The following is a 26645-nucleotide window of genomic DNA, read 5'->3' on the forward strand; positions in this document are numbered from 1 at the left end:
GCGGCAAGCAATCCATCGCGGTCCAGAAGAGCGGGCACGTCCATAAGCTTCTCGCTCGGAGGTTAATTAAGCGTATACCCTCTCGCCACGATTTAACAATTATGTATGGGTGCAGTGCACAACTGGCGCGACTTGCAGGGGGACGTGCCTGCTCGTGCATGGTTGCGGCGAGCCAATCTCTTGTCGGCGATGCCCGCGAATCTGCTGGTGTTTGCGAACGAGTCCAGTCGGGCGTGAGGAGTCTTTGAAGCCTGGATGCCAGATTCGGACGTTCACCGAATGGCGCCTAATCGACGCGCAACAACGACATCTGATTCTCGAGCAACGCGCGAAGCTCACCCAGGTCTGGTCGTGTTCCCCAGTTGCGAGCGCCAGCGACTGACGCGATGGTCATCCATGAATTGGGGGGAAACCATTCGCGCAGACGAACTCCCTCGTGGAGGATGCGAAGACGGCCGGTTTGCTCGCAGTACTCTGCGCACATCTCCGCGTCTCCGAATTGTGCAGTCACTGAAGGCTGTGGCATTTTTGCATTGAATCCTCCCGTGGTGGGGTAGCCCCTGCGTCGGCGCGTGCCATGACCGGAGACCTAGACTGCGGCGTCGACTTGCAGCAATGCCCGCCGTTGCACCTGCTTTGACATTCCCTACCGGAACATGGTCAATCGTCACGCAAGTTCAGCCTTAACGGCCCGGGAAGGAAGTCTAGGGAGGTCTCGCATTTACAGGGGAAACGGCGTGAGAGTTTGGTAACGCGGAGTTACCGTGCCCACAATATCCTTATTGCTCTGCAATCCGAATCACACCGTTGTAGACGATAGGCGCCGGACTACACACGGGCTAGAATGGAAACCAGCGCCAAGTGACCGGAGAATCGTATATGTCTTGGGCGCTGTTGGGAAAAGCCGTTAGTCTTCAGGCGCCTGGTGGTTCAGGCGGCGACAGAGATGTGTGAGGCTCACCTACGTGCTTCGCCTCAGTCGGTTTGAACACCTTGGCGATACAGGTGTCGATGAATGTGCGGAAAGCGCCGTGGCGAGGCTCTGCAAGAAGGCCGGCCACAACACGCAGCACCTCGGGGTTGTGGACCATGCCCATGTGACTTACGTTGTCGACCTCGATATTGCGATGATGCGCGGATTCGGTGCCGATACATCCCTGCCATCCCACGATGCCGTCGGATGGCGAGTACACCGATGTGCAGGGCACCGCAGGGTCGATGCTTAACTGCTTGAGTAGCGCTTCATCCACCGGCGACACGCCCCCGTTCAACAGGGTAAAGAGCCATCCGGCATGGGTCGAGTTTGGCTGGTCCGCAAACGGCGTCGCGAGGGTGATGACCTGTCGTACCAGTTCCGGGTGCTTCTTGGCCAGCTCACGGGCGTACACCCCACCGAGACTCCATCCAATCAACGAAACGGGATGTCCGCTGCGTGCATATATCCGCTTCAGATGGTCGCCCAATAACAAAAGCAACTCTTCGAAATCGGCGTTGGGCCACTGGTTGATGCCCTGTTCCCAGTCGTGAACGTCGTAGTCCAGCGCCTGCAACCGCTCACGCAGGCCGGCAGTCGCCGCCCCACTGGCACCCAGACCCGGGAACACGAGCACCGGATGGCCGTCACCGCGCGGCAGAGGCTCGACCAGAGGAGCATGGCCCGCGACATAGTCTGATATTGCCCGAAGGGGTTCCAGGGCAAGAAGCACCGCCGGGGGCGGCTTACGTTCCAAGGTATCCATCACATCTCCAAAGGCGCACCGAGGTGCGGTTCACCCAGTATGGGCTTAACTTGCTGCATCGCAACAAATTCTTGCCGCAACGTGGCCAATTTGCAGGAAAATGTGCAAACAGGCTTGGGGGTTTACCGCTCGAGGCAACATGAATCGCTCGCGTTACCGAAGAGCGCCAATATTCACGAGGCGCTCCTGGAATCGCAGTCTCTTGACGGCACCAATCGCGCCGCGCAAAAAAAAAGCGAACCGAAGTCCGCATTCAAAATTGCCAGGGCGCTGCCGCCCCGCCAATAATCGTTACTTCGCAGCAGCGACTAGGTTATGCCGCTTCCTTCGTGGCCTTGTTAGCCGGTTCGGAGGCCGCGCTGGCCGTCGCAATGGCCGATTTCCATGCAGTTACGGCAGTCTCACTACCGAGCGGCGCGTGCTTCGCGAGGTTCTCGACTAGCCCTTGTGCGTCACGCTGATACTGTTGGAACTGCGCCTGCGTGGCCGAGGAGAGTTCGCCCTGCATGGCCGACAGGATTTCATAGACGTGACGACTGTACGACGCCACCTTTTCGGCTGCAGGCTGCACGAGGCTCGTCGACAGCGCAAATAATTCTTCCGGCTTGGCCGACACCGCCTTGGTCATGATTTCCTGATTCTCGGCGAGGGTCGCTTTGACGACTTGCAAATTAAGCGCAACCAGCTTTTCGATGCCGTCGAAGGCCTTGGTCGCAAAAGCGAACACCTGTTGTACACCGGCGCTCTGCGCGTTGACTAATTGTTGGGGGATAAGAGTGCTCATCACTGCTCCAGATAGGGTGAGGCGGCGAGTGCGAGAGAACTCTGCATCAAAACACAAACCACGCGCCGCGAGGGCTAATTGCTGCAATGCAACAAAATTCATTGTACAAGCGATTTTTCGGAAGTCAATCGTTTCTTCGCGGGTGTCGGCGCAAAGGCCGTCAGCGCCAAGTTGGGATGCGTTCCTCCGTCGCGTCGTCCTCTCAAGTTCCCGCCGCGAAGACGGCTCGGAACGACTAAACCTGGTTACCGTACGACGCGAGCTGCCTCAGTTCGCGCCAGGGCCACCGCGGAAACTCGTCTTCCACGCATGCAGAAATGGCCGGTCTGTAGGAGACGCCGAGCTCCGCGAGCGCCACCGAGTGGCGGGTCAATGGGTCCATGCGCGACCGGCATTTTTGCCGTGGCTGCGATGGCACGTTTGTAGGAGAAGCTATTCGCTGAAGTGATTGGCTGAAGCCTCGCAATACGGAGAAGAAGAGGTGCGATTGGTTGGCTGCGGCCTGCTGTTGCTGGCGTGCATATCGACCGCGTTTGCGGGTGAGGGCTATATCGAAGTCTGTAATCCGCCCGAAGCTCCAGGCGGGACGCATCAAGGCAAGAGTGCTTCGAAACCATCACAACCGCTGCGTCGTCCTTCGCATGGAATGACCAGCGTTGCACGACGGCCCACAAGCCTCACGCGAACGAGGGGTTCCACGTCTGGGACTCACGACGAGATGAGTGACGTACACCATCGCGTTCACGAGGAACGTCCGTATCGGCAATGGCGTGATGACGGCAGCAGCGTATGCTACAGGGAGTGTTCAGGAGACGACCATGAGCCTTGCCGGCAAGACCATATTCATGTCTGGTGGCAGTCGCGGCATCGGACTCGCCATTGCACTCAGAGCCGCACGTGACGGCGCCAACATCGTGATTGCGGCGAAGACCGGCGACCCGGACCCGCGTCTCGAGGGCACAATTTATACAGCGGCGGCGGCTGTTGAAGCCGCTGGCGGCAAGGCGCTCCCGCTTGTCGTGGACATTCGCGACGAGGAACGCGTGAAAGCCGCAGTTGCAGAGACCGTCGGGTTATTCGGTGGCATCGATATCCTCGTGAACAATGCCAGCGCCATTCGATTGACTGGCACACTTGACACACCTGTCAAACGGTATGACCTGATGCATGGAGTCAATGGCAGAGGCACGTTCGTATGCGCACAGGCCTGCCTGCCTCACCTCCTCAATTCGTCGAACCCGCACATCCTCACACTGTCGCCGCCATTGGTCAGCGACGCGAAGTGGTTTAAAGATTTTCCGGCATACACCATCGCAAAATACACGATGAGCCTGTTCACGCTGGCGCTTGCTGGCGAGTTCAAGGACCGCGGTGTCGCGGTCAATTCACTATGGCCCAGAACTGCCATCGCAACTGATGCCGTGCGAAACGAGATTGGCGGCGCGGACATGATTGCGGCATGTCGCAAGCCGGAAATAGTCGCCGACGCGGCCCACTTTATCCTGACGCGCCTCGCTAAAGAGTGTTCGGGAAATTTTTTCCTCGACGACGAAGTCCTGCTGGCGGCGGGCGTGCGGAACTTTGCACAGTACGACATGCAGACTGGAACGGCATTGCAAGCAGATTTCTTTGTAGAAGCGTTGCCGGGCATGCTACCGGCGGACAATATGGCGAAGCGAGCCAAGGCACAGTGAGATTTGCCGACCACACTGTAGCTCTTACGTGCTATCGCCTGTCACCCGGTATCGCTAACCCAGCGTTGCCAGCAGCTTGATGAAGTTGCGCTTGGCGCGATACATCTGGCGAACGGTCTCGAGCTCATCAACGAACTGTGAGTGCTCCTTCAGCTCTGCCCGCAACTTCCCTATGGTGCGCACGATGCCGAACGCTTCGTCATATCGGGCGTTTCGTGTTCCGCTCTCGGCCGCAATCGGCAGCAGTCGGTGATACAGCGCAATGACGTCGTGCGGATGCGTCTTACCGCGCACGGCCGCCATCGTTGCCCACATGTTTATCGCCACGGGACCTCCGCAGAACGCTTCCCATGCGGTCTCGCTTTCGCACTCGGCAAGAAAAACTTTGACCAGTTCGGTGCGACTCGGCGTTTGCCAGTGGCTGCGCTTCGCTTTGGTCGGCGCCTCTTCAGTGCGGACAAGCGCCCACAGATGGTTAAGTGCGCGCTCGCGCGTTGTATCGTACCGACCGGTTGCCGTGGCGACATCCAGTAGCGCCGTGAACGCTTCGGCAACGGGGCGTGACTCGAAGCGCCGCCAGGCGAATGCATCGGCCTTCTCAAACTCCTCCCGCCGCAAGTACTCAGTTATGCAGAAGTCAAGCAGACGCACATCGGTATTTTTCCCGGATTCTGCAAGTGGCGCGAACGTCGTGATTGGCGCGGGTATTGAAACGACATCGGACAGCGCCGCATCCGAAAAATTCAACCTCTGAGTATCTTTGAATGAAAGCTAGCTTGATAAGAACCGCCTTGATTGCAACAACGCTAGTCTTCGCAACGGCAGGCACGGCAAACGCCGCAGGTTGCCTCAAGGGCGCGGTGGTGGGTGGGGTCGCCGGGCATTACGCGGGGCACCACGCCGTCGTTGGTGCGGTCGGTGGCTGCATGGTCGGCAGACACCTTGCGAAGCAGCACGCTCAAGAGCAGGCTCAACAGCAAGCAGCCCAACGTCAAGCAGCGCAGGCGCAATAAAACGTCGTCGGCTTGGTGTACCCGGTGGAACCAGAAAATCGCTGGTCCACCGGGCACCTGAAAGTTACGTTCAGGTTGTCAACTCGGCGCCAGGCTCAACTGTTGCCACCGGAACCGTCACGGCCACGCTCTTCCGTGGTGCCGTCTTCGCGGGCGCTTTCTTAACCGAAGCCGTCGCGACCTTCTTCGCAGGCGCTTTCTTAGCCGGTTCCTTCGCGTTCACCGCCTTCTTTGCAGCAGTTTTCTTCACCGCAACCTTCTTCGACGGTGCGGACTTTGTCGCTGCGACCTTCTTGGTCGTAGTGTTCGGTTTGCTCGCGGCACCCGCATCCGCCGCCGCGCTGGCGCCATCAATCAAAAAACTCGTCCTGTCCTTGGCACCAGCCAGCCACGCTGGAGCCGGACCGCGTCCGCTCCAAGTCGCGCTGGATTTCGGGTCGCGATACTTAGCCGGCTGCGGACCTTTTCGCTGTCCATTGCCAGAAGTTGCACCGACCGTCTTCGAAGCTGCTTTGACCGCGGTCTTGGCCTTGCTCGCTGCGCCGACCGGCGCCGCAACAAGGGCTTCATCGCCCCCTGCAATCAAAAATTTGTTGCGGTCTTTGGCTTCAGCAATCCACGCCGGCGCGCGGCCGCGTCCACTCCACGTCGCGCCCGACTTTGGGTCCTGGTACATCGCCGGCTGCGGCCCACGGACATAGTTGCCAGCAGCCTTCGCTTTGCTGACAGAAGCCGGTTTCGTTGTCGCCGTACTTCCATCAACCAAGAATTTGTCTCGGTTCTTCGCGGCGGCAATCCAACCTGGTGCCCGGCCGTGTCCGGTCCAGGTTGCACCACTCTTCGGGTCGCGATACTTGACCGCAGCAACACTGCCTTTGCTCATGGTCTTAACAACTGCCTTCGCGGCGCGCCGCTTGCCGTCAGAGTGCGCCTCAATGTCGGCAGTGGTCAGGCCGCGCTTCGCCATCAACTCGCGAATCTTTTCGATGACGCCCGACGATTGCTTTGCAATCAGCGCATCCGCCTGCGCTTGCAGTTTTTTCATCTTCGCCTGGACTGCTTCCAAAGTTGTTGCCATCAGGTGGCCTCCTCATAAATGTGGTACCAATATGCCACGGTCGCGCTAGAAAAGGCTAGTGCATTGACTAAAGCGGCGTATCACCAAAAATCACAACACTGCGTCGCCGCGCTCCATGCCCTTCAATGCGGTCCGCTCAAGGCTTGTCCTTGCCGCGAACATTACTTGGTGGTTCCCCGGTGCTTGCGTATCATCCAGGCCTCCTTCCGGTTGCTCAAGCCAGTCTAGCGCAAGTGAGGCGTTCCGCGACGTGGCGCTGAAATGCAAAGTGCCTGAGAGAGCAGGCGCCTTGGTTCGTCGGGGTGCGTCAGTAAGTCAGTACGCAACAATCACGACGACGCTGCAGCCTATGCCACGACCACCGATGTTCGCCCGGCCACTCACTATGCCGCAAGTCGATGCTCATAGTACGGCCGGTCTCTGTCATCAAGTATCGCGTACATTGCCTTCAGGTTTGAACTGTGCAATGTGGGTGTCCATGTTGGGCCATGGCCCCAAATTCTCAGGACACTTGCTGGCCGAGAAGGCGAGATAAAGCGACGGTTGCACGCTTGAGCAATTCTCCGAACTCCTCGACCCGCTGCTCGGTGACCCGGACGCTCGGACCAAAGATGCATAGCGACCCTGCGACCTGATTGGCCCCGTTGAAGAAAGGTGCCGCCACGGCGACAGCGCCATCAATCAATTCGTGGTGACTTGTACCAAACCCTTTTGAACGGATTTGTTCGATGTCTTGAATCAACGCCGACACATCCTGGGTAGGGTCGACGAGATAACGCGTTAATTCGTCTGGTGTCAGTCGCATCTGCGAAAGAATGGTGCGGCCGCTAGCGCCGCGCACAAGCTTTTCGCGGTAGCCGACACCGCGTCGAAAACTAAGCGGCTGATGACTCTCCAGTTCTGCCACGCAAAGTCGATACGTGTCATCTGGAACAAACAGAGCCACGGTCTCGGACGTCGCCTCCCATAGGTTGCGCAGCACCGGCTGCGCCAGCTCGGCGATTCTGTGTTCGCTCAGCCAGACGTGGGCTAATTGAGCCACCGAACTTCCCAGGTGGAACCGCTGCGGTTCACCTGACGATGCGAGGAACCCGGCCTGCTCCAATGTGTTTAGCAGCCGATACAACGTCGGACGGCTGAGGTTCACTCGCCCAAGCAACTCAGCGACGGTCAGAGATTCATCTCCTGGCCTGAACGCCAAAAGTATTTCCAAAGCTCGCTCAACCGCACGAACGCTCTCGTGCCCCTTTTTTTCTTCCATGTTCCGCTGTCCCCTTGGGCGATGCCGTCTGCGCCATTGTAGAGAAACTACCTAGTCGGCGATGCTTGACTTCAAATCTCGTGTCCGTAGAATGAGAACATAATCTCATCAGACGGACAACCCCACATACGATTTGGAGTTTGAGCATGGACAAGAACATGTCGGAAACGCTTGTGCGCACTGATCCCGGCACAGCAATGGGTAACCTGATGCGGCGCTACTGGGTGCCGATTCTGCTGGTAAGCGAAATTGCGGAGCCAGACTGCCCGCCGGTGCGCGTGCAAATCCTTGGAGAAAAGTTGCTGGCGTTTCGGGATTCCGACGGCAATGCGGCGCTGATCGACGAGTTCTGTTCGCATCGCGGTGTGTCCCTCTATTTCGGACGCAACGAGGAGAACGGCATCCGCTGCTCGTATCACGGCCTCAAATTCGACCGAAATGGAAACTGCGTCGAGGTGCCGTCCGCGCCGCAAGCGTGCAAACACATGAGCATCACGGCATACCCGTGTATCGAGCGCGCCGGCATTGTCTGGGCTTACATGGGCCCTAAAGACAAGCAACCGGCACCGCCGGACCTCGAATGGTGCAACCTGCCGGCGGACCACGTATTCGTTTCCAAACGTCTGCAAGAGTCCAACTATCTGCAGGCCATGGAAGGCGGCATCGACACGAGCCACGTCTCGTACGTGCACCGCTACGAAGTCGACGAAGACCCGATGCACCAAGGCACCAAAGCGCTCGAGTACATCAAGGCGGATGGCAACGTCATCTTCGAAATCGAGAAGCAGCCGTTCGGCCTCACGCTCTTCGGGCGTCGCAATGGCGAGCCCGATTCTTACTACTGGCGAATCACGCAGTACCTCTTCCCGTGGTACACGCTCATTCCGCCATTTGGCGACCACTCACTAGCAGGTCACGTCTGGGTGCCGATTGACGACCACACCTGCTGGGCGTGGAGTATCAACTTCCGTCCGGACCGTCCGTTGTCCGAGGAAGAGATGAGCGACCTGACCGCAGGTAAGGGCATTCACTGCGAATACGAGCCGGGCACGTTCCGTCCGAGGGCGAACAAGAACAACGACTATCTGATTGACCGTCAGGCCCAAAAGGACAAGCGCGCATATTCAGGCGTCTTCGGCTTCGCGATGCAGGACGCGTCGCTGCAGGAAAGCATGGGCCCCATTCAGGACCACAGCAAAGAGAAGCTGTTGCCGACGGACCGCGCCATCGTAATGGCTCGACGCATGCTCTATGAAGCAGCTACCGCTTTGCAGGTTGACACCGACCCGCCCGCAATCGATGCAGACCAGCAGCGCGTGCGCGCGGCCGGCGCCTTGCTCCCGCGCGACCAGAAACCGCAAGAGTGGGCTGTCATCCATCTCTCGGATGGCAAGGGCCAGCCGATTTACTCCATCTAAACGAGCTCATCGCTCATTACTCAACTCTGCATAAGGAGGCCGGCACCGCGCCGGCGTGAGATGCAAGGTTCAAGACTAAGAGACAGGGTCGCTCTGATTACGGGCGGCGGAGGCGGCATTGGTGCTTCTACCGCGCGTGTGTTCTGTGACGAAGGCGCTGCAGTCGTCCTCGTCGACGCAAATCCACAAGCGCTCGCGAACGTCGCAGACGACTTGCTCAGCCGGAATGCCGCAGCAAGGATTCAAACGTATGTCGCTGACGTGGCGAACGCCGACCAAGCTGTTGCAGCCGTCGAGATTGCCGAACGTGTGTTCGGCCAGCTTGACGTGCTCGTCAACAATGCCGCGATGCGTAACTACAGCGCGCTCGCCGACGCGACACCGGAAGAATGGCAAAGCATGGTGTCAGTGAATCTGGTGGGAACCTCGAACTACTGCAGGGCTGCTTTGCCGTTGTTGCGTGCGGCGGGTTCGGCGAGCATCGTCAACGTATCGTCCTGCTACGCGGTCACCGGCCGCAAGGGCATGGGCCTCTACGATGCAACTAAGGCCGGCATGCTCGCTATGACTCGCACACTTGCCTTCGAAGAGGCTGCACACGGTGTGCGTGCCAACGCAATATGCCCAGGCTCGACGCTGACTGATTTTCACGTCAATCGGGCGCAGGCTGCTGGAAAGAGTGTAGAGATGCTCAAAACACAAAGGCAAGACACGTCGTTGTTAGAACGTTGGGCGTCTCCTGAGGAGGTCGCATGGCCGATTCTATGGCTTGCGAGCGATGAAGCATCGTTTATCACCGGCACCACGCTGATGGTCGACGGCGGCTTGTCGATTATGTGACGGTGGTGGCCATGAAGAATTCCACGATGATGGTGCGAGTTGCGCGGCGCAATATCGAGGCTGACGGCATCGTCAGTTTTGAATTCGCAAGTTTAGACGGTCGGGATTTGCCGGCGTTCGATGCTGGCTCACACATCGATGTCCACTTGCCAACGGGGCATGTGCGGCAGTATTCGCTTTGCAGCGCGCCCCACGAGCGCTCGCGTTATCAAATTGCCGTGTTACGCGAAGAGCACTCGCGAGGTGGTTCGGCAGGTATGCACGACGCAGTTAAAGAAGGGGACGAACTGAGCGTCAGTATGCCTCGCAATCACTTCGCGCTCGCGTCCATTCCTGCGAAGCACCTGATGTTGGCCGGGGGCATTGGGCTCACTCCGTTGCTTTGCATGGCACAGCACCTCGACCGTATCGGTAAAGATTTCGAGCTGCACTACTGTGCACGCTCGCGTTCGCGTGCGGCTTTCCTCGAGCGGCTCGCGGACGCGTCTTGGGCTGAGCGCGTTCACTATCACTTCGACGATGAGGATGAGCACCAACGGCTTCGTCTTGATGCGCTACTCAAGGACGCAACCCCGGACACGCATCTCTATGTCTGCGGGCCGCAAGGCTTCATGAACGCGGTGCTTGATGCGGCGCGTGCGAGCGGGTGGCCAGAGAGTCGAATGCACTACGAGTTCTTCTCGGCTCCCACCGTCGACACGTCGGCCGATGGCAGCTTTGAAGTGAGCCTTGCACGCACTGGAAAGACGGTGACCATCCCCGCAGACCGCACGGTGACGCAGGCGCTCGCGGACGCTGGAGTTGACGTACCCGTTTCGTGCGAGCAGGGCATTTGTGGAACCTGCCTTACCCGCGTTCTCGACGGCGAGCCGGAACATCGAGACCTGTTTCTATCTCCGGAAGAGCAGTCGCGAAACGACCAGTTTCTACCGTGCTGCTCGCGCTCGAAGTCCAGGAGACTTGTGCTGGACCTGTAACGCTGCAACCCCGCAACACACGCCCGGCGCGCCTTAAGTGCCGGATGTCAAAACGGAAGAAGAATACGGGCGGCGTATGCACGCCCTGCATGGAGGAGTCGTGGGAAAAAACCTAACGTCATCGAGTGACGCATCGGGCGCGGACTGGGCCGCGTCAAGCGTCGGTGAAACGGCGGCGAGCCCCTACCGCTGGGTTGCTCTGTTTATCGTGTGGGCAGCATTTCTTCTCAGCTACGTCGACCGCGTCGCATGGAGCACGGTCGCAGCGCCTGTTGGCGCATCGCTCGGTATCAAGGTGTCGCTCCTTGGTGCCTTTGTTACGGCGTTCTATGCCGGATACGTGGTTGCAAACATCATCGGAGGCATGCTGACCGATCTTCTCGGCGGTCGGGCCATGATGACGCTCGCCCTGCTTCCGCTGGGTGTCTTCACGTTCTTCTTTGGTGAGACGACCTCGTTGACGGTGGGCATTCTGATTCAACTGGCAATGGGCTTTGCAGCCGGAGCTGACTATTCGGCCGGGATGAAGGTGATTCCTGCGTGGTTCACGCGAGACCGCGGTCGAGCCATGGGCATTTACACCACGGCAACATCGCTCGCCGTGGTCCTCGCCAATGCAATCGTGCCCACTATTTCCGCGCAGTACGGCTGGGCCAGCGCGTTTCGCATGCTCGGCATTGCCACGTTCGCCTGGGGCATCATTTCCCTTCTGTTTCTCAAGAATCGCCCGGTTGGCGAACGAGCTCCGGCTCGCAACAGTGCGAAAGAGATGCTTAGTCTCTTGCGCAATCGCAATCTGATATTTCTTTCCATCGCTGGTTGCGGCGGTCTCTGGGCGACTGTTGGCTTCGGCGCATGGGGAAATGCGCTGATGACGCGGCAATACGGCCTTTCTCCCGTCTTGGCTGGGTCGATTATCGCGTCTTTCGGCATCGGCGCGGTCATTGCGAAACCCACGCTCGGTTGGATTTCCGACCTGCCGGGAATCTCGCGTCGGCTCATGTCCATTTTGGTTCTGGTCGCGTTTGCCATCACTCTTGTGGTGTTCGGCATGTGCTCGACTGTCGCGCAGTTTTATATCGTCGCTCCGGTTCTTGGCGCGTTCTCATATGGTTACCTGCCGGTGCTTATGGCACAGGTGAGCGACGCATCCGGAAAACGTCTGGCTGGAGCGAGCGCTGGTTGGACGAACGCCATTTGGCAAATGGGCAGCGCTGTGTCTCCTCTGGCTGTCGGACGCGTCTATGGCGGGACGCATTCAATCGTGCTTGCCGTTCTTACGCTTGCCATCGGGCCGGTCATCGGTCTTGTAGCGATGCTGTTCGTGAGCAAACGCATCGCACAGGTTTAATTCGGTCCGCGCGATTGGATGCAAATAGAAAAATCGATGTGTCGCTTTAGTACTTCATTAGTATACCTACTCACAATAAGGAGACTAGCTTGAAATCGAATCACGGTACGCGACTTTTGAGGACAGTTCTCGCAGCTACGATATGTTCGTCTGCAACTATTGCAGCTCACGCTCAGTCCTCGGTAACGCTTTACGGTATTCTTGACTCTGGCGTCGAGTACGTCACCCATGCAGCCAAGCAAGGCTCCGGTAACCTGTTTCGTGTTAACACCGGCAATCGCATCAATTCTCGTTGGGGTTTCACTGGCAAGGAAGACCTTGGGGCAGGTCTGCGCTCGATATTCACGCTCGAATCGGGCTTCGCAACGAATAATGGTACTTTGCAGCAGGGAGGACGGTTGTTCGGCCGCCAGGCGTTCGTTGGCCTGGAGAGCGATAAGTTCGGTGCGGTGATGGCTGGCCGGCAGATGACGCCTATGTACCGCTTCTTCCTGGCGCTCGACCCTCTCAACTACTCCAGCTATGGCTTGTCGGCCCAGGATGCGCAGTTTGTTGGACGGGCCGATAACGCGCTCGAGTATCTGGGGCACGCCGGTCCGTTCGAGCTGAACGCGCTCTACAGTTTTGGCTACGATTCGACGATTGCGAATGGTGCCCAGGTGCCGGGAGAGTTCCGCGTTGGCAAGCAATTTGATATTGGTGGCCGGTATCGCCAGGGTCCATTTAACCTGACCTTCGTTTATGAGCAACGCCAAGGGACGAGTGTTGCCTCGTCCGGCGACAGCGAGCGGCGCTATCTCGCGGGCGGTTCGTGGACTATCGGCAATGCGACCCTGTACGCTGGTTACGAACTCCTTCTGAACGACATTGCCGCTACGTTCGCGGCGTCACCGCCGCAGACCATGGCATTTGGAGGCCTTCGCTATAAGATAACGCCGGCGTTTCAAGTTTCGGCGGGGTCGTACTATCATGCATTTCGGACGGTTTCGGCGCATGCCATCAGCTCAGGCGTCAACGCAGACTACCTGTTATCCAAGCGCACCACGCTGTACGCGGATGCCACGTACGTCATCAACAGCGCGAAGTCTGCCTTGAGTGCGACAGGGTCGACCACCCCAGTCGCGACCGGCGCCAACCAACTCGCGGTGGTAGTCGGAATCGCGCATGCTTTCTGAGTTGTGTGGGGCCAGCAGGACTACGCGGGCTGCGCATGAGGGCCGGTGTCGCTGGCGCGTGTCCGCAGCCTACGGGCAAGGTGGCGCTCACGTAGCCTTGGTGGGCGGTGCGACCGCCGCGGCGCTCCGCGTGGTTGTCGGCACTGTTCGCATCGTCAAGACGCAAGGAGCGCATTAGACGCGTTGCTGCTGACAGCTCGTGATGGAACACCTTAAGGTGCGTCGCTGTAGGAAAGACGTTCGACGAAAATTCCCTGTCACTCAATAGGACCCGGAGCCGTATCTTTGCATTAAGCAGCCAGCCGGTGCTCGTAGTAAGGACGGTCCCTGTCGTCAAGTATCGCATACAGTGCCGCCAAGTCCGACGCATCCGGACTCAGCCACGCATCGACGTTCTCTGGCTTTATTGGAATGATGCATCGGTTATGCCCCGCTGCCGCAACTTCCGGAGGCGGCTCATCTGTAATGGCAGCAAAGGACAACAAGTCAGGTTCACCCGGCGCGGACCAACGGGACCACAGGCATGCGATGAGCATGTCGTGCGCGGGAATAGGGTGAAACTCCAAAATGACATTTTCAGCTTTCTCGCCTTCAGCAAGCTCACGCCCTTCCATCTTGGCGCGGCCGACGTTTTCATAAAACGCGCTGGCTACAAGGATGCCGTGCGAGTAACCGAACAGAGGCTTCCAAAAACCTTCCAAGTTATCTATTCGGGCGTTGTAGGTTCCGGGGAATTTGACGTCATACGACGCCGGTTTGCCCGCAATGCGGCACTGATAGCGCATGGGCTTTATGACGCGCTGTCCGTTCTCCATTACCATCACTGGCGCGTAGTGCCCAGGGAAGATGCGCGAATCGGGGACCTTCGGCTCGGTCCGCTGTATGTCGTCAAGCTTGCCGCGGGCCCAGGCGATTTTGTCGGTGGCTATTCGCTGGCTTTCGGCGGCTGCTTTCGTCACCTTAGTCTGAAGTGAACGCTCGGCGTCCGCCAAGCGAGTGCGCTGCTTGAACAGGTCCTGCTCGAGCTTCGTCACCTGCTCCGCGTTAAACCGGTCGATGAGCGCCTTCACCTCGCGCTCGGCATCGGACTGAGGCTCCGAAAACGCGTCTTCCATAGCCTTCGGAATCTTCGCTTTGCTGCCCTCCGCTCGCTCGAAAAAGAGGCGCGCGAATTCCTTGAGGCTCATCGTCGCGCCAAACATCCGTACGAACTTGCGATAGTCAGCTTGAATCTGGGCCGAGTAGCACATGCGAACCTCCGGTTTGCAGCTCCATGATAATCCACCCTCGCGGGCCGTCGGCTCGACAACGAGTGACCGCAGTACGGCATCGTCTTTGAGTCGGCGAACCAGGATGTATTCGTATGTTGAGACGAATCGTGAAACGGCGACGCGTGCCCGGCGTCAGTCCCGAGCCCCGAATTCCGCAGTCAATGGAAGCTACGGCTCATTGATGGCAGCTCGCCGAGCAGATACGACATATCGATGAGGCGTTGCGCGACAAGGTGCCGTACTTCACCTTCACACTGCCATACGCCAAGCACTCCGAGTAGCGATACGCCAAGGACTTCCTTGCGCTGTTGTTCAAGCACTTTGGGCCAGACGATGACGTTGACGTTGCCGGTCTCGTCCTTGATGGTGATAAAAATGACGCCCTTTGCCGTCTCTGGCCGTCGACGCACGGTGACGATGCCGCAGCCGCGCGCGAGCCGACCGTTCCGATAGGTCTGCAACGGTGAGGCTGGCATAAGTTTGTTGGCAAGCAACTGCGGGCGCAGTAGTGCAAGGGGATGTCGCCCGAGTGTTAGCCAGTCGACCGATAGTCACCGATGAAATCTTCCGCTTCGGAGGGCGCACCCAGCTCTGGTGATTCTTCTTCAACCTTCGCAACCGAGAGCATGTCTTTGTCAGGCACGGAGGCAACCGACTGCCACAGTGCTTCGCGGCGCACGAAACCTACAGCTTCCAGGCCTACCGCACCCAGACTGCCTGCGGCGGCGGCACCTTCATTCTGGATGAAGGCTGGGGCCGCCGTCGCTTATGAACTGGGGAGAGCCGGGTCACTCTGCATGCGCCTTGGCTTCCTCAGGGCTTTCGTAGATATAAGACGCAACGCTTCGCTGTTGCAACGCATCCCCGAGCTTCATTCTGAGGAAGCTGCTGGTCGTATACCTGGTGACGCCGGAATAGAAGCGGTTCACCAAGTCCGCCACCATGTCTGAATACGCGTCGATAATTTCGGGACGGATGGAGAAGTTGTCGTAGTTGACTATGGCGTATGGCTTCACCCCAAGGCCCGACAAGTTTGACTCCACCTGTGACCGGATGGCCTCGACGTCATCCACGCTTCTAACCTCATGTCCCTCAAAGTTGATGAAGAACATATTCTTCGCGGAGTCGTAGCTGAATCGTTCGCTCAGCCGCAGGCTGAGCAGAACGGCCCGCAGGCCCATCGGCACGTCACGGAAGATGCGCGCGTCCATTACCCGAGGCGGCGTCTTGATGACCGGCGTGAAGCCCATCTGCGAAATGATGTCACCTTTGACGTCAATGCCCGGTGCAACCTCAACCAGCTCAACGCCGTCGCGAGTGAGATGGAACACGCAGCGCTCCGTTATATAGAGCACGGATTGGCCTCTACTTACTGCATACTCTCCGCTGAAGGTCCGGTGCTCAACGGAGTCGACGAACTTCTGACATGTACCCTCCCTGAGGATTTTCAACGTGCCGTTTTGAATGGCAATTTCCTGCTTCCCGGCGTTGAATGTGCCGACGAACACCACCTTCTTGGCGCTCTGGCTGATATTGATAAACCCTCCCGCGCCGGCCAGTTTGGGACCGAACTTGCTCACATTAAGATTGCCCTGCCTGTCTGCCTGGGCGAGACCAAGGAAAGCAATGTCCAGCCCTCCGCCGTCGTAGAAGTCGAACTGGTAGGGCTGGTCGATGATGGCGTGTGTGTTGGTTGCTGCGCCAAAGTTCAGTCCGCCTGCCGGAATGCCGCCGATAACGCCAGGCTCCGTTGTCATCGTAAAGAGGTCGATGACCTGTTCTTCGTTTGCAACGCTGGCGATTCCTTCGGGCATGCCGATACCCAAGTTCACGACGCCATTGGCCATCAGTTCGAACGCTGCGCGCCTCGCAATGACTTTGCGCTCACTCATGGGCATGGACGGGATGGAACTCGCTGCAACCCTCAATTCGCTCGAGTACGCCGGACTATATGGCTCGGCGAACGTCTGCCAATGGTTCTCAGTCTTCGCGACCACCACGCAATCGACCATGATTCCGGGAATCTTGACCTCCCGGGGACTCAAGCTGTTCGCGTCAGCCACACGTTCAACCTGCGCGATAACGATGCCTCCCGAGTTACGGGCCGCCATCGCAATGGATAGTGCCTCCAACGTCAGTGCCTCCTTTTCCATCGTGATGTTGCCGCTAGCATCGGCGGTCGTACCCCGGACAATTGCCACGTTTATCGGAAACGTCTTGTAAAACAGGTATTCGCTTCCGCCAACCGTTATCAGGCTTACCAGGTCTTCGGTCGTCCTTGCGTTCAACTTCCCTCCGCCGTGCCGCGGGTCGACGAACGTGCCCAGGCCAATGGTCGAAAGATGTCCAGGTTTGTGCGCCGCAATGTCCCGAAACAGGTGGGAAATCACCCCTTGCGGGAGGTTGTACGCTTCGATACGCCCTTCTATGGCCAACTGCTGCAAACCTGGAACAAGCCCCCAATGGCCGCCGACCACCCTGCGCACCAAACCGTCGTGGGCGAAATGGTTCAAACCTTTTGTCTTCCCATCACCCTGTCCGGCTGCGTAGACCAAGGTCAGGTCGAAAGCCGATGGAGCGCCGGCCACCTTGCTCTCAAGGAAGAGCTGCTCAAGTGCGACAGCCACTTCTTCCGCAAAGCCAATCCCCACAAAGCCGCTGGTGGCAACAGTGTCTCCGGGATGTATGAGCTGCACCGCTTCCCGGGCCGTCACAATTTTTCCGCGCTCGACACTTCGCGCGGACGCGGGGAACGGGTGTTGAAAACCTGCGCTCATGATGTCTCCGCTGTGCGCCTGAACATATCCGGCGCTGTCTGATTATTCGTCGAGCGCGGCGCGGCCCGGAAGATTCAGGGTCGAGCGCTTGCCCACGCGGTATTAGCCTAGCGCGAGACGAACACAAATGCTTGCTCCTTGACGACATTTTTCGGCCCGAACGCGGTGATGGTGCCGGAAGAACGAGCGAATGTTCAAGAGAGAGGAAGATGAACCACCGAAGCGGTCGGTGGCTACTCCTGTCGGACTCGACGGAATAAACGTGGGAGCCGCAACTACAATTCTGTTACGCGGGAGCGCACCGTGCGTGGTCACCGCCGTCTTCCCATTCGAGGAGGTTTCATGAACAACATACTGAATGATGACGGGCTCAATCTTTTGTTCCGTGAAGCACGCACGCATAGTGCGTGGCTGAACCAACCGGTCGCCGATGAAACGCTGCGGCAACTTTATGACCTCATGAAGTGGGCTCCCACCAGCGCCAACTGCAACCCCGCAAGAATCGTTTTCCTCCGCACGAAAGAGGCCAAGGAACGGCTGGTGCCAGCCCTCTCCCCGGGGAACGTAGACAAGGTGATAAGCGCCCCTGTGACGGCCATCATCGCTTACGACCTGAATTTTTACGAAAAGCTGCCCACGCTTTTTCCGCACAACCCCGGCATGCGCGACCACTTCGCCAGTGCGCCGGAACTGGTCGACACGACCGCGAGGCGCAATTCCGCTCTGCAAGGCGCCTATCTGATTCTCGCCGCTCGTGCCCTGGGGCTCGATTGCGGACCGATGTCCGGCTTCGATAACGCGAAGGTCGACGAGGAGTTTTTCGCAGCAGGGAAAAGCGACCGGGGCACCGACGAAGAGTTCTTCCCGGAAGGACACCTCAAATCGAACTTCTTGTGCAACTTGGGCTACGGCGATGCTTCTACTCTGCACCCGCGCGGCCCGCGCCTCGATTTCGACCAGGCGTGCACACTTTTATGACCCGGGACGCATCCGGAGGAACTTGCTCACGTCTGTGCGATTGTTGTTTCAACCCGGCGTACCTGACGCCGCTTACCTCACAAGGACCGCTTTCTAATCAGAGGAGCCAGGAAAAAAGCGGGGCCCATCGCCCCGCAAATCCTCCCCCTACCCGGAAAGACACGCCAGCACTATGCACCATTCCTCGCGATGGCATCGCAGTTGCGCTGCGGCTTTTTTAACGAGCGGCAGTGAAGTACGTGCCCGGCGATACGACTGCAAATTAACGGCGAGACCCGGAACGAAGTGATAGCGCATGCGCGCAGACCACGTGCACACACTGCAAGCGATATGTCCCTGTTGTTTTCTGCCCTCCGCTTCGCGCTCGTCGTCTATGTTGCGGCGGCGGTGGCTCTTTACGTTTTCCAGGACCGGCTGCTGCTCCCTCCGGTACCAAGCGTGACGGATATCCGGTCGGGACATCATGGGGACTATGAGGTCCAAGCGTGGTACCCCAGCGGCGGGTACTCAGGATATGTGGTCACCCCAGATGGCCGCAAACCGGTTGGAACGGTCCTCGTCTATCACGGTAACGCAGAGTCGGCGGAGAACAAGCAGTCACTTGCCGAAGTGTTTGTGCGTTTTGGATACCGGGCTGTCCTGGTCGAGTATCCCGGCCATGGCAGGAGACCGGGCGCGCGAACGATGAGAGCGGCGTTGGCAGCATCGCGAAGCGCGCTTTCCGACGCCAGTGCACAATGGACAGGACCAGTATTTTTGGCCGGCGAGTCGCTGGGTGCCGGCATGGCAGCACAAGTAGTCTCCGGCAACGAGTCAGCGGTCGCCGGTGTGCTGCTCACCACGTCTTGGGATTCGCTGGAAAGTGTTGCCTCGGAGAAGCTACGGCTGTTTCCAGTGCGATGGATGTTGCGTGACCCGTTCGATTCGGTCGACGCGCTGAAGCACTATGCAGGTCGGGTCGTCGTAGTCGGTTGCGAGCAAGATACACTCATCCCCGTTTGGCACGCCGAACGGCTTGCCCGCCTGCATCCTCATGCGCAGCTCCTGCTATTGCCCGGCGCCGGTCACAATGACTGGTTCAGCTCGATGACCATCGACCGCTGGCGAGAAGTTTTTCGCTGGCTGCAGGTGGCGCCAGCGCGATAACAAATCCGAACGTGTCAGGACAAATGGGTCTCTCGCCGAAGACGTCCATAGCCGCCGGATAAAGCTTACCGGTTAACGCGCGCGGTACGAGTGTGCGTGCGCGCGCGTCGGCTGAGGCCAGTTCACATCGGCGCGCCCGGCAGCAGGAACCGTAACCAGCGTGTCAGCACGAGGAAAGCTGAAAAGCGTAGATTGGAATATAGTCTTGCGGACTAGCGCGATACCGCCCATGCCGGTCCTGCATCGTGTGCCCGCATTCTGGGGACAGACACCATGAAATTCGCTGCAGCTACCATCGACATATAAACGAGCCAGGCAAATGAAGGGGAAACATCGCCTTGGGGCTGGTCGACTCGGGGTGTGCTCCGCCGTCTGGGCACAGGAGGTCCAACATGAAACTAGAGGCCGCCACGTTTGTGCGACTTCGCCGTCTAGCTCCGGTTCTCGATGACGTGCTCAACGCAGGAGAGGTGGAGCACGCAGACCAGGCGGTCGACCTCGCTTCACTTGCTCAGCTATGCTCACAGTTGTTCGATGCGTACCACTACGAACACCCGGGCGAGATTGCGCAAGCGCGCCTCGACGCCCTGGAGCCGCAATAACACACTCCCTCTGGACTAGTGGCGGCTGCAGGTATCGCCGGCACAATCGAAGGACCTATCGCCTTGACCTCAGAACATGACTGCACGTGCGTACAAGGCGACTTTCTGCAGACGCTTGTAAAGGACAAGACCACCGTAAACGTGTTCCTCGTGAACGGCATCAGACTGAGTGGTCAACTCGCCGGCTTTGACCAGTTTGCAGTTCTGCTGGAGTCTGGTCCAGGCGTGCAACTTGTTTTCAAACACGCCATTTCGACCGTGGTGCCCGTCAATGGCAGGGGCCCGGCACGCGACCCAACCGAGGCGCCGATGAGTCGCGACAAGCCGAACCACTTGCGAGCTCGCATCCGATGAAAACTGCCATGACATGCCATGGCCTACGCTTCATCTACGCATAGCCACGCGAGGTCCACGTGCAGAAGTTCAGACAGGCGCTCACAATCCGTACTCTTCGGAACGGTGACTCCGGCGCGCCAAAGGGCAACGTCGCGTTCTGGTACACCGAGCGACCTGGCCAACCGACCGGATGTAACCTTCGCTCGCTTGATGGTCATGTCCAGCCGTGCTGCGAATACCCGCCTGGAGCCCTTGTTTTTGAGAGTGTTCTCGAGGTGTGCATCCAAATTCAGACGACGATTCATGGCGTGCAAGGCTCCGTGTAACTCATCCCAACCAAACCCATGCGGCGCGTCGTCCCCGCTCCGCGTGCAGAGGTAACGCTTCAATTGGCGTCAATCGACACGAATGTCGTTTCCGCTATCTCGTTCAGGGCGAAAATCCGCCGGAAAACTTGCTCGAAGGCGCTCCTGTCCGGCGTCACTCGCTTTTGTCTCAAGGGGGTCCGGGAAGTTCCACTGGCAGAAAATGTGCGTCAGCACGGCGGCTTTCAGACACCGCGCTTCATCAATCGGTCATCGTTGCCGCACATGCTGAGCGTTGGACATACGTCTTCAGGAGGCGAACATGACTGATTTTCAAGGGCAAGCTGCTGTAGCCCAACAAGCAAACCTAGACTTCTTCTTTGGCCTGGCCAGCAAGATGCTCGAAGGCGGGGAAAGGCTCATCAAACTGAATCTGGATACGGCGAAAACGATGCTTGCCGACTGGTATCAACGCGTGCAAGACGGGCTGACAAGGAAGGACAGAGAAGACGTTCCCAGCTTACAAAGCGCGCTGGCGCTGCCCTCGGCGGAGAAGGTCCTGACGTACGAACGTCAGGTCGCGGAAATTACGTCGACCATGCAAACGCAGCTCGCCGAGGTTGTCGATGCCCGATACCAACATGCTAACCGCGAGGTGCAATGGTTCGTCGAGAATGTCGCACAAAACGCCCCGGTCAGCGCCGAAGCCGCAATCGCATTTCTGAAACAAGCTATTGCGCTTGCAAACACCTCCGATGAGAGCGCGCAAAAAACCGCGAAACAGACAGTCGCGTTTGCGCAGAGCGGCGTGAGCGTCGCAACGGAAACTGCTTCGGAGGCGGTCGAAGCAGCTGACCAGGCAGTCGAGAAAGCGGCAAAGACGGCGAAGCACTGAATTGAAAAGCAACCGAAACCGCGTGGTCGCACAGCGACGAAATTGCGCGCCTGGCTGCCCAAGCAATGTCACGCGCAGCGTGCGGATGCGCGCTCGGGGAAACTGCCGTCTTACGACTTTGCCGCACGGCCAGTCTTGACAGTTTTTACGGCTGAAATAGCTGCCAACAGGCGTTTGCTGGGAGCCGATTCGAGCAGCAGCAGGCCAGCCCTCAGGAGCTCGCTCTTCTTTACGGACACGCCCGCGTCCAGGCACGTCTGTTTGAGTGCCGCGATTTTCTCGTAGTCAGACTTCGGCATCGGGAAGCTGTCACGCACAACCTTTTCCTTCTTCGCGCGCTTCGGCTTCATGTCGCCAGACGGACTCGCAGCACCCGCCTCGGCTGCTGCTGCGCGCTTCCGATAGGCCGATTCAATTTGCATGCTCGTCAGCAACGGCATCTAATTGGCCTTCTGCAGGTACCGTTCCCATTTCGTTCAACGCCAGGAGCGCATCATGGCCCAGCCCAACGTTGAAGATGTCGTCAAGGCAATCGCCGCTGACACCAATACCTCTGTTGAGACCGTATCGAAGATGTACGCAGAGACATGGGCCGAATACAGCGACGGTGCGCGAATCCTGGATTACCTGACCGTCCTGGTCGCCAAACGCGTTCGTGAAAACCTGCGCGGCGTTCGGCAAGACATGCACTAGACGAGCGCCGCAAAATTCTTCAACTCACCTCGCCATGCCGAGCGTCGATGCCGTATGCCGGAAACCTGCTCGGGGTCCCGGCATTCCCGGCCCTGCCTGTCGTTGACGCAGACAACCCGGTTCGGCACCTTTTGTTAAATCAGGGTTATCGTAGAGCAGCGATTGATGGCCGACAGCTATGAAACAACCCGAGAAATTGAAATCGAACTGAATGGCTTGCGCTATCGCGCCCGGTATCGTGTGCTGAGCGGCACCGTCATCGTCTACTACGAGAGTGAAATCAAGTTTGCCGACTATGGCATGACCGGGCCCGAGGTCGTAGCAAAGTGGCTGCTGACTGACCCGTCGCGCCGCGTCGAAGCAAAAAAGCGAAAATCTGGCAGCGGCTAGTACCTCACCCGCGGAACAAACATCTCTGCCGGGCGTGACCTCTACCTCAGTCCCGCGAGGGACCGTCCGGCAACCACGCTGGTCGCCGGACCGCTGTCTACACTGTCCTCAGCGGATGCAGGCGCCTAGGCCGGAGTAAATACCACCGCTCCAACGTTGGGTTCAAAACAAGGGAAAGGCCGCGTCGCAGGCGCGAACCGTGTCCCCGTGTGATTGTCCGCACGAACGTTCGCGCTCGGACCGTTGCTTGAAATGCCGAGTTTGAAATCGTTCTCACCTCCCGGCGACCGGAAAGGCGGACAGGCTGTAACTTAAATTCACTATCTTCAGCCTAAACATACTGAAGCAGGCGCCGTTTACACTATACGGAATCTGGAACAACGGCGCGCCATCCGTGCGGAAAATCAAACCTCTACGCCACCTCAGGAGAATTGTGGAACCGTCGAGCGATTCCCCGAGCGGGCAACAGCCCGCGAGCTTCACCGATTCACCCGACGCGACCCGCACGCCAATCCCCCGTCAGGATGGGCCACTGGCCTCGATGGTTCTCGCGGCCAGTCTGGTATGTCTCATTTGCCTTGGAAGCGCGACCCTGAAGGCGATGTCAGGTGAAATCGTACCGATATGGATGGCCAATGGCGTACTCCTCGCGCAGACCATGGTGGCAAGGCGCCCACGCCGATACTTCATCTTGCTGGGCGGTACGTTGGGATTTCTCGCCGCGAATCTGTGGCAAGGCGAAAGCCTGTATGTCACGTGCTCCTTCACAGGCGCAGACATGCTGGAAATCGGCGTTGCGTTGCTATTCGCCCCGCGTGTCAGCACAGCTGCCGAGCTGATTCAACCGGGACCGTGCATAAGGTTCGTCGCCGCTGCCGTACTGCTCGCGCCATCTCTGTCCGGAGTCGTGGCCATGTGCCTGCTGGACGGGTGGTTCAGCACGCATTCCCTCCCCTCGCTCAGAGATTGGGCCATTTCCGACGCTCTAGGGATGGCAATATTCACTCCCGCCGCACTGGTCTTCTTCTCGGGTGAGCTTCATCAGCTGTGGCAGTCCGACCGGCGCAACAGGACATTTGCGCTGCTTGCGCTCGTGGGTCTGGTCACCGCGCTCGTCTTCAGTCAGGCGCTCTACCGCTCGATGTACTGGATTCTTCCACCCATCGCTTTGCTTGCACTAGAGGCCGACCTCGCGGGTGTGTTCATCGGGGTTCTGCTGTGTATCGCCATCGCATTGGCGCTCACGATGCACGGAACCGGCCCACTGTGGATTCCTCCGTACAGGACCAGCCACGAGCGGATACTGTCCCTGCAACTATTTGTGCTCGCCGCACTTGGCATCGCATTTCCTATCCATGCGTTGCAGGCGCAACGCCAGCGGCTGCTCGAATTGCTGCGCGATAGCGAGCGACGCTATCGAACGTTGGCAGAGAACTCCGACGACGTCGTGATGCAGCTCTCACTAGACGGGACCATCAAGTACGTCTCACCGCGCGCAAAGCTGAAACTTGGCTATATGCCTCATGAGCTGATTGGGACTGGCGTTGTCGACCTTGTCCATCCCGCGGACCGCAGCGCGGTCGAAAGAGCCATCGACACGGTGCGGCAGGAAAAAAGCGAGGCCGCGATACGCTATCTCGCCCGTCGAAGCGATGGAACGTATATCTGGGTTCAAAGCTTCCTGTCCGCCGTCCTCGAAATCCCCGAACATGCATTTGACGCCCTCGCATTTACGATACGCGACATCAACGCGAAAATGCTCGAGGACCAGCGGCGAGACGCGAAGCACCTCGAACTGGAACGCCTTGCCTATGTGGACGGACTCTCCGGGCTATACAACCGTCGGCATTTTGATATCGAACTTGAACGCTGCCTATCGTTACACAGTCCGTCTTCACAGTCGGCAACAGCCGTCCTTCTGCTGGTGGATATCGACAACTTCAAGGTCTACAACGACTGCCACGGTCACCCGGCCGGTGATGACTGTCTGCGAAGGGTAGCGAGCGCCATCGCGTTGGCCGTGCCGGGCACCGGAGTGACAGCACGATACGGTGGAGAGGAGTTTGGCATCATTCTCGCCGCCAGCGGCGAATCCGAAGCCCAGGCCATCGCCGAGCGCGTTCGTACTTCAGTCGAAGCATTGGCCATTCCGCATCCCACGAGCAGCGGCGGAATAGTGACCGTTAGCGTCGGGCTGGCCGCTGCGGCGAGCGGCACGGGCGTGAGCGTCCGAAAACTGGTGGCCGAGGCGGACTCCGCGCTGTATCAGGCAAAGCGGCTCGGGCGAAACCAGACCGCAACCCATGGACAGACTGCCCATTGACGTCCAGCGCACCATGTGCGCATGGTCGGGCATTTCCACGTGGGCGAAATTCTCTTGTTGCGCTTGCCGGTCGCGTCGCGTCCATCTGCAAAAGCCGCCCCCCTCCCTCACGTGGGACAACTGCGCTTTGCCGCAGCGGGTCATTTTTGCTTCGGCATAAATGATTCTTTACCATTTATTTACTTGCAACCGGGTTTGGAGCGCATAAAATTCAGTAATCGATACAAACGGGGCTGATGCCTTGGACACCTGCAGTAGTCGACCTTCGTTTAGTTTCGCTGCCTGACTGGCAGGACGTCCGCGCTCCCTTTTCCCATCCGCCGTCCTGCCAGCAGGCAGACGGTGCGCGCCGTAGTGATTCTCTCCGTGCACCTTGACTAGCGCCATCTGGACGCAGCGATTGCGTGCGTCCGCATGGCACCGCGTCGCGAGCGTCAACTCGCGGCTGCGTTCGTTCACGCCTTTTCGAATCGATGGCGTGGGCAGACGCGTGGATAAACACGCGCGTAGCAGACGTGCGTACCAGACGCCGATAAGGAGCCGTCATGCCAGACAGTGACAGTTACCCCATATGCCGCTCACCTTACCTTTGCCTGAGGGAAGCAGGTAGACGCTCCACGTCGCGCGCATAGTGCGCCCGAGCTCCGTGTCTGCTGGCTTTCGGCGAACTGCGTCAAGCCAGACGCTCGGAGAAATATCATGAATTTTGGCCTCCTCCTTCCGCAACTGCCCCACGTCCAGGAATCGCGCGTCCACTACGATGCCATGCTCGCGCTGCACGCCCGCGAACCGCACAGATTCGCAGCGTTCTGGCAGCGTCTCCGAACGCTAATCTCGTAGTTCTTAGCGCGTTTCCGGTATACGCAAGCGGGTTCACCGTCCGCGATGACACACGCCTCGCTTATGGCGGAGACGCACGATTTTGGCAACCCATCAACGCTGGCGTCACCTTACAGCGTCGGGGCGGGCGCGCATCCGGACAAATCCGAACAGGGCTGCGCGAATCTGGTAGGAGGTACGCCCATGAACCGCTTGCATATCAATCACACATTGGTACTTGTTCTTCTTTCGGTTGGGGCGACGACGCTTATGTTGGTCGCATCCCTGTATGAAACCTGCCAGGAACCCACTACGGACGTTACGCACATCACCGCTGATGCGATACTCAATGCTGGAAAGCCGGACAAGGTCCCTCCGCATTGTCTGATGTATGGGAAATACTGTCTCGGCGAAGCTCTCCACGGACGATAACGATGCAATGACCTGATGTGCTGGGGCGTCTGCTTAGCTGCAATACCAAGGGGCATTTGGTTCTCATTGCCTGCGTCTGGCCAAGTCCATCAGCGCATAGGGCCCGTCAGGACACCTATGCGCGACCCGCCATGACCGCGATACAAGTTCACGCAAGCTGCCGCCTTGACCTAGCTCTTTGGAAACGAAGCCCAACTGCGTGTACTTCGAGAACGCCCTACAGGGCCAGGCGTGGTTGGCGTATTGCCGCGTCGCACGCGCTTCTCGAGCATGCCCGGTCGCTTTTGCTCACTACTTGAAAGCCGCGCCGGCATGCTGGCACGGCACCTGAGTCAGCGTCCGACGCGG

Annotated in this window: 22 protein-coding genes and 2 pseudogenes; 15 read left to right on the forward strand and 9 right to left on the reverse strand. The window is 58.6% G+C overall.

Features of this window, described 5'->3' with window-relative positions; translation table 11 throughout:
- Nucleotides 1-914: 914 nt before the first annotated feature.
- On the reverse strand, nucleotides 915-1739 hold the full coding sequence (locus P3T21_RS29780) for an esterase/lipase family protein (protein WP_429259537.1): 825 nt from the start codon (nucleotides 1737-1739) through the stop codon (nucleotides 915-917).
- Between the two features lie 313 nt (nucleotides 1740-2052).
- The gene (phaP, locus tag P3T21_RS29785) at nucleotides 2053-2523 is read right to left on the reverse strand and encodes a TIGR01841 family phasin (RefSeq protein WP_429259538.1); all 471 of its coding nucleotides are present in this window, start codon (nucleotides 2521-2523) and stop codon (nucleotides 2053-2055) included.
- 818 nt (nucleotides 2524-3341) lie between these two features.
- Here phaP and P3T21_RS29790 point away from each other — a divergent pair.
- Nucleotides 3342-4217 (forward strand): SDR family oxidoreductase, encoded by an 876-nt coding sequence (locus tag P3T21_RS29790; RefSeq protein ID WP_429259539.1) that lies wholly within the window; start codon nucleotides 3342-3344, stop codon nucleotides 4215-4217.
- Nucleotides 4218-4271: 54 nt separating this feature from the next.
- On the opposite strand, the gene P3T21_RS29795 is transcribed toward P3T21_RS29790, so the two are convergent.
- A complete protein-coding gene (locus tag P3T21_RS29795; protein ID WP_429259540.1) occupies nucleotides 4272-4868 on the reverse strand; it encodes a hypothetical protein in 597 nt (198 codons plus the stop codon).
- Nucleotides 4869-4981: 113 nt separating this feature from the next.
- Between P3T21_RS29795 and P3T21_RS29800 the strand changes: the two genes are divergently transcribed.
- Nucleotides 4982-5230 (forward strand): hypothetical protein, encoded by a 249-nt coding sequence (locus tag P3T21_RS29800; RefSeq protein WP_429259541.1) that lies wholly within the window; start codon nucleotides 4982-4984, stop codon nucleotides 5228-5230.
- Between the two features lie 70 nt (nucleotides 5231-5300).
- Here P3T21_RS29800 and P3T21_RS29805 read toward each other — a convergent pair whose 3' ends face one another.
- On the reverse strand, nucleotides 5301-6308 hold the full coding sequence (locus P3T21_RS29805; protein ID WP_429259542.1) for an H-NS family nucleoid-associated regulatory protein: 1008 nt from the start codon (nucleotides 6306-6308) through the stop codon (nucleotides 5301-5303).
- 502 nt (nucleotides 6309-6810) lie between these two features.
- Nucleotides 6811-7569, reverse strand: a complete 759-nt coding sequence (locus P3T21_RS29810) for an IclR family transcriptional regulator (RefSeq protein ID WP_429259543.1) — start codon at nucleotides 7567-7569, stop codon at nucleotides 6811-6813.
- Nucleotides 7570-7715: 146 nt separating this feature from the next.
- Between P3T21_RS29810 and P3T21_RS29815 the strand changes: the two genes are divergently transcribed.
- The 5 genes from P3T21_RS29815 (at nucleotide 7716) to P3T21_RS29835 (ending at nucleotide 13330) form a co-directional block, all read left to right on the forward strand.
- On the forward strand, nucleotides 7716-8987 hold the full coding sequence (locus P3T21_RS29815; protein ID WP_429259544.1) for a Rieske 2Fe-2S domain-containing protein: 1272 nt from the start codon (nucleotides 7716-7718) through the stop codon (nucleotides 8985-8987).
- A 60-nt stretch (nucleotides 8988-9047) separates the two neighbouring features.
- Nucleotides 9048-9827 carry an SDR family NAD(P)-dependent oxidoreductase gene (locus tag P3T21_RS29820; RefSeq protein WP_429259545.1) on the forward strand — a complete coding sequence of 260 codons (780 nt, stop codon included), beginning with the start codon at nucleotides 9048-9050 and terminating at the stop codon, nucleotides 9825-9827.
- Between the two features lie 11 nt (nucleotides 9828-9838).
- A complete protein-coding gene (locus tag P3T21_RS29825; RefSeq protein ID WP_429259546.1) occupies nucleotides 9839-10804 on the forward strand; it encodes a PDR/VanB family oxidoreductase in 966 nt (321 codons plus the stop codon).
- A gap of 37 nt (nucleotides 10805-10841) precedes the next feature.
- Nucleotides 10842-12155 (forward strand): MFS transporter, encoded by a 1314-nt coding sequence (locus P3T21_RS29830; RefSeq protein ID WP_429259547.1) that lies wholly within the window; start codon nucleotides 10842-10844, stop codon nucleotides 12153-12155.
- Nucleotides 12156-12244: 89 nt separating this feature from the next.
- A complete protein-coding gene (locus P3T21_RS29835; protein ID WP_429259548.1) occupies nucleotides 12245-13330 on the forward strand; it encodes a porin in 1086 nt (361 codons plus the stop codon).
- A gap of 290 nt (nucleotides 13331-13620) precedes the next feature.
- Here P3T21_RS29835 and P3T21_RS29840 read toward each other — a convergent pair whose 3' ends face one another.
- The 3 genes and pseudogenes from P3T21_RS29840 to P3T21_RS29850 form a co-directional block, all read right to left on the reverse strand.
- Complete coding sequence (locus P3T21_RS29840; RefSeq protein ID WP_429259549.1) at nucleotides 13621-14580, reverse strand: SOS response-associated peptidase family protein; 960 nt, start codon at nucleotides 14578-14580, stop codon at nucleotides 13621-13623.
- Nucleotides 14581-14759: 179 nt separating this feature from the next.
- A pseudogene (locus P3T21_RS29845) lies at nucleotides 14760-15283 on the reverse strand (OB-fold nucleic acid binding domain-containing protein); the annotation flags it as partial.
- Between the two features lie 106 nt (nucleotides 15284-15389).
- Nucleotides 15390-17378, reverse strand: a complete 1989-nt coding sequence (locus P3T21_RS29850; protein WP_429259550.1) for an acyl CoA:acetate/3-ketoacid CoA transferase — start codon at nucleotides 17376-17378, stop codon at nucleotides 15390-15392.
- A 342-nt stretch (nucleotides 17379-17720) separates the two neighbouring features.
- On the opposite strand from P3T21_RS29850, the gene P3T21_RS29855 reads away from it, so the two are divergent.
- From P3T21_RS29855 to P3T21_RS29875, 5 genes are all read left to right on the forward strand, one after another.
- A complete protein-coding gene (locus tag P3T21_RS29855) occupies nucleotides 17721-18356 on the forward strand; it encodes a malonic semialdehyde reductase (protein ID WP_429259551.1) in 636 nt (211 codons plus the stop codon).
- A 330-nt stretch (nucleotides 18357-18686) separates the two neighbouring features.
- Nucleotides 18687-19502 carry an alpha/beta hydrolase gene (locus P3T21_RS29860; RefSeq protein ID WP_429259552.1) on the forward strand — a complete coding sequence of 272 codons (816 nt, stop codon included), beginning with the start codon at nucleotides 18687-18689 and terminating at the stop codon, nucleotides 19500-19502.
- 392 nt (nucleotides 19503-19894) lie between these two features.
- Nucleotides 19895-20104 carry a hypothetical protein gene (locus tag P3T21_RS29865; RefSeq protein WP_429259553.1) on the forward strand — a complete coding sequence of 70 codons (210 nt, stop codon included), beginning with the start codon at nucleotides 19895-19897 and terminating at the stop codon, nucleotides 20102-20104.
- A gap of 18 nt (nucleotides 20105-20122) precedes the next feature.
- The gene (gene hfq / locus P3T21_RS29870; protein ID WP_429259554.1) at nucleotides 20123-20458 is read left to right on the forward strand and encodes an RNA chaperone Hfq; all 336 of its coding nucleotides are present in this window, start codon (nucleotides 20123-20125) and stop codon (nucleotides 20456-20458) included.
- 609 nt (nucleotides 20459-21067) lie between these two features.
- A complete protein-coding gene (locus P3T21_RS29875) occupies nucleotides 21068-21640 on the forward strand; it encodes a phasin family protein (RefSeq protein ID WP_429259555.1) in 573 nt (190 codons plus the stop codon).
- Nucleotides 21641-21750: 110 nt separating this feature from the next.
- On the opposite strand, the pseudogene P3T21_RS29880 reads toward P3T21_RS29875, so the two are convergent.
- Nucleotides 21751-21987 (reverse strand): annotated as a pseudogene (locus tag P3T21_RS29880) (hypothetical protein); the annotation flags it as partial.
- A gap of 148 nt (nucleotides 21988-22135) precedes the next feature.
- On the opposite strand from P3T21_RS29880, the gene P3T21_RS29885 reads away from it, so the two are divergent.
- The 3 genes from P3T21_RS29885 (at nucleotide 22136) to P3T21_RS29895 (ending at nucleotide 25046) form a co-directional block, all read left to right on the forward strand.
- A complete protein-coding gene (locus P3T21_RS29885) occupies nucleotides 22136-22333 on the forward strand; it encodes a DUF3562 domain-containing protein (RefSeq protein ID WP_429259556.1) in 198 nt (65 codons plus the stop codon).
- A 165-nt stretch (nucleotides 22334-22498) separates the two neighbouring features.
- The gene (locus tag P3T21_RS29890; RefSeq protein ID WP_429259557.1) at nucleotides 22499-22723 is read left to right on the forward strand and encodes a hypothetical protein; all 225 of its coding nucleotides are present in this window, start codon (nucleotides 22499-22501) and stop codon (nucleotides 22721-22723) included.
- Nucleotides 22724-23264: 541 nt separating this feature from the next.
- Nucleotides 23265-25046, forward strand: a complete 1782-nt coding sequence (locus P3T21_RS29895) for a diguanylate cyclase domain-containing protein (protein ID WP_429259585.1) — start codon at nucleotides 23265-23267, stop codon at nucleotides 25044-25046.
- Nucleotides 25047-26645: the final 1599 nt, after the last annotated feature.

It is taken from the genome of Paraburkholderia sp. GAS334, from assembly GCF_050436625.1.
GTDB lineage: Bacteria > Pseudomonadota > Gammaproteobacteria > Burkholderiales > Burkholderiaceae > Paraburkholderia.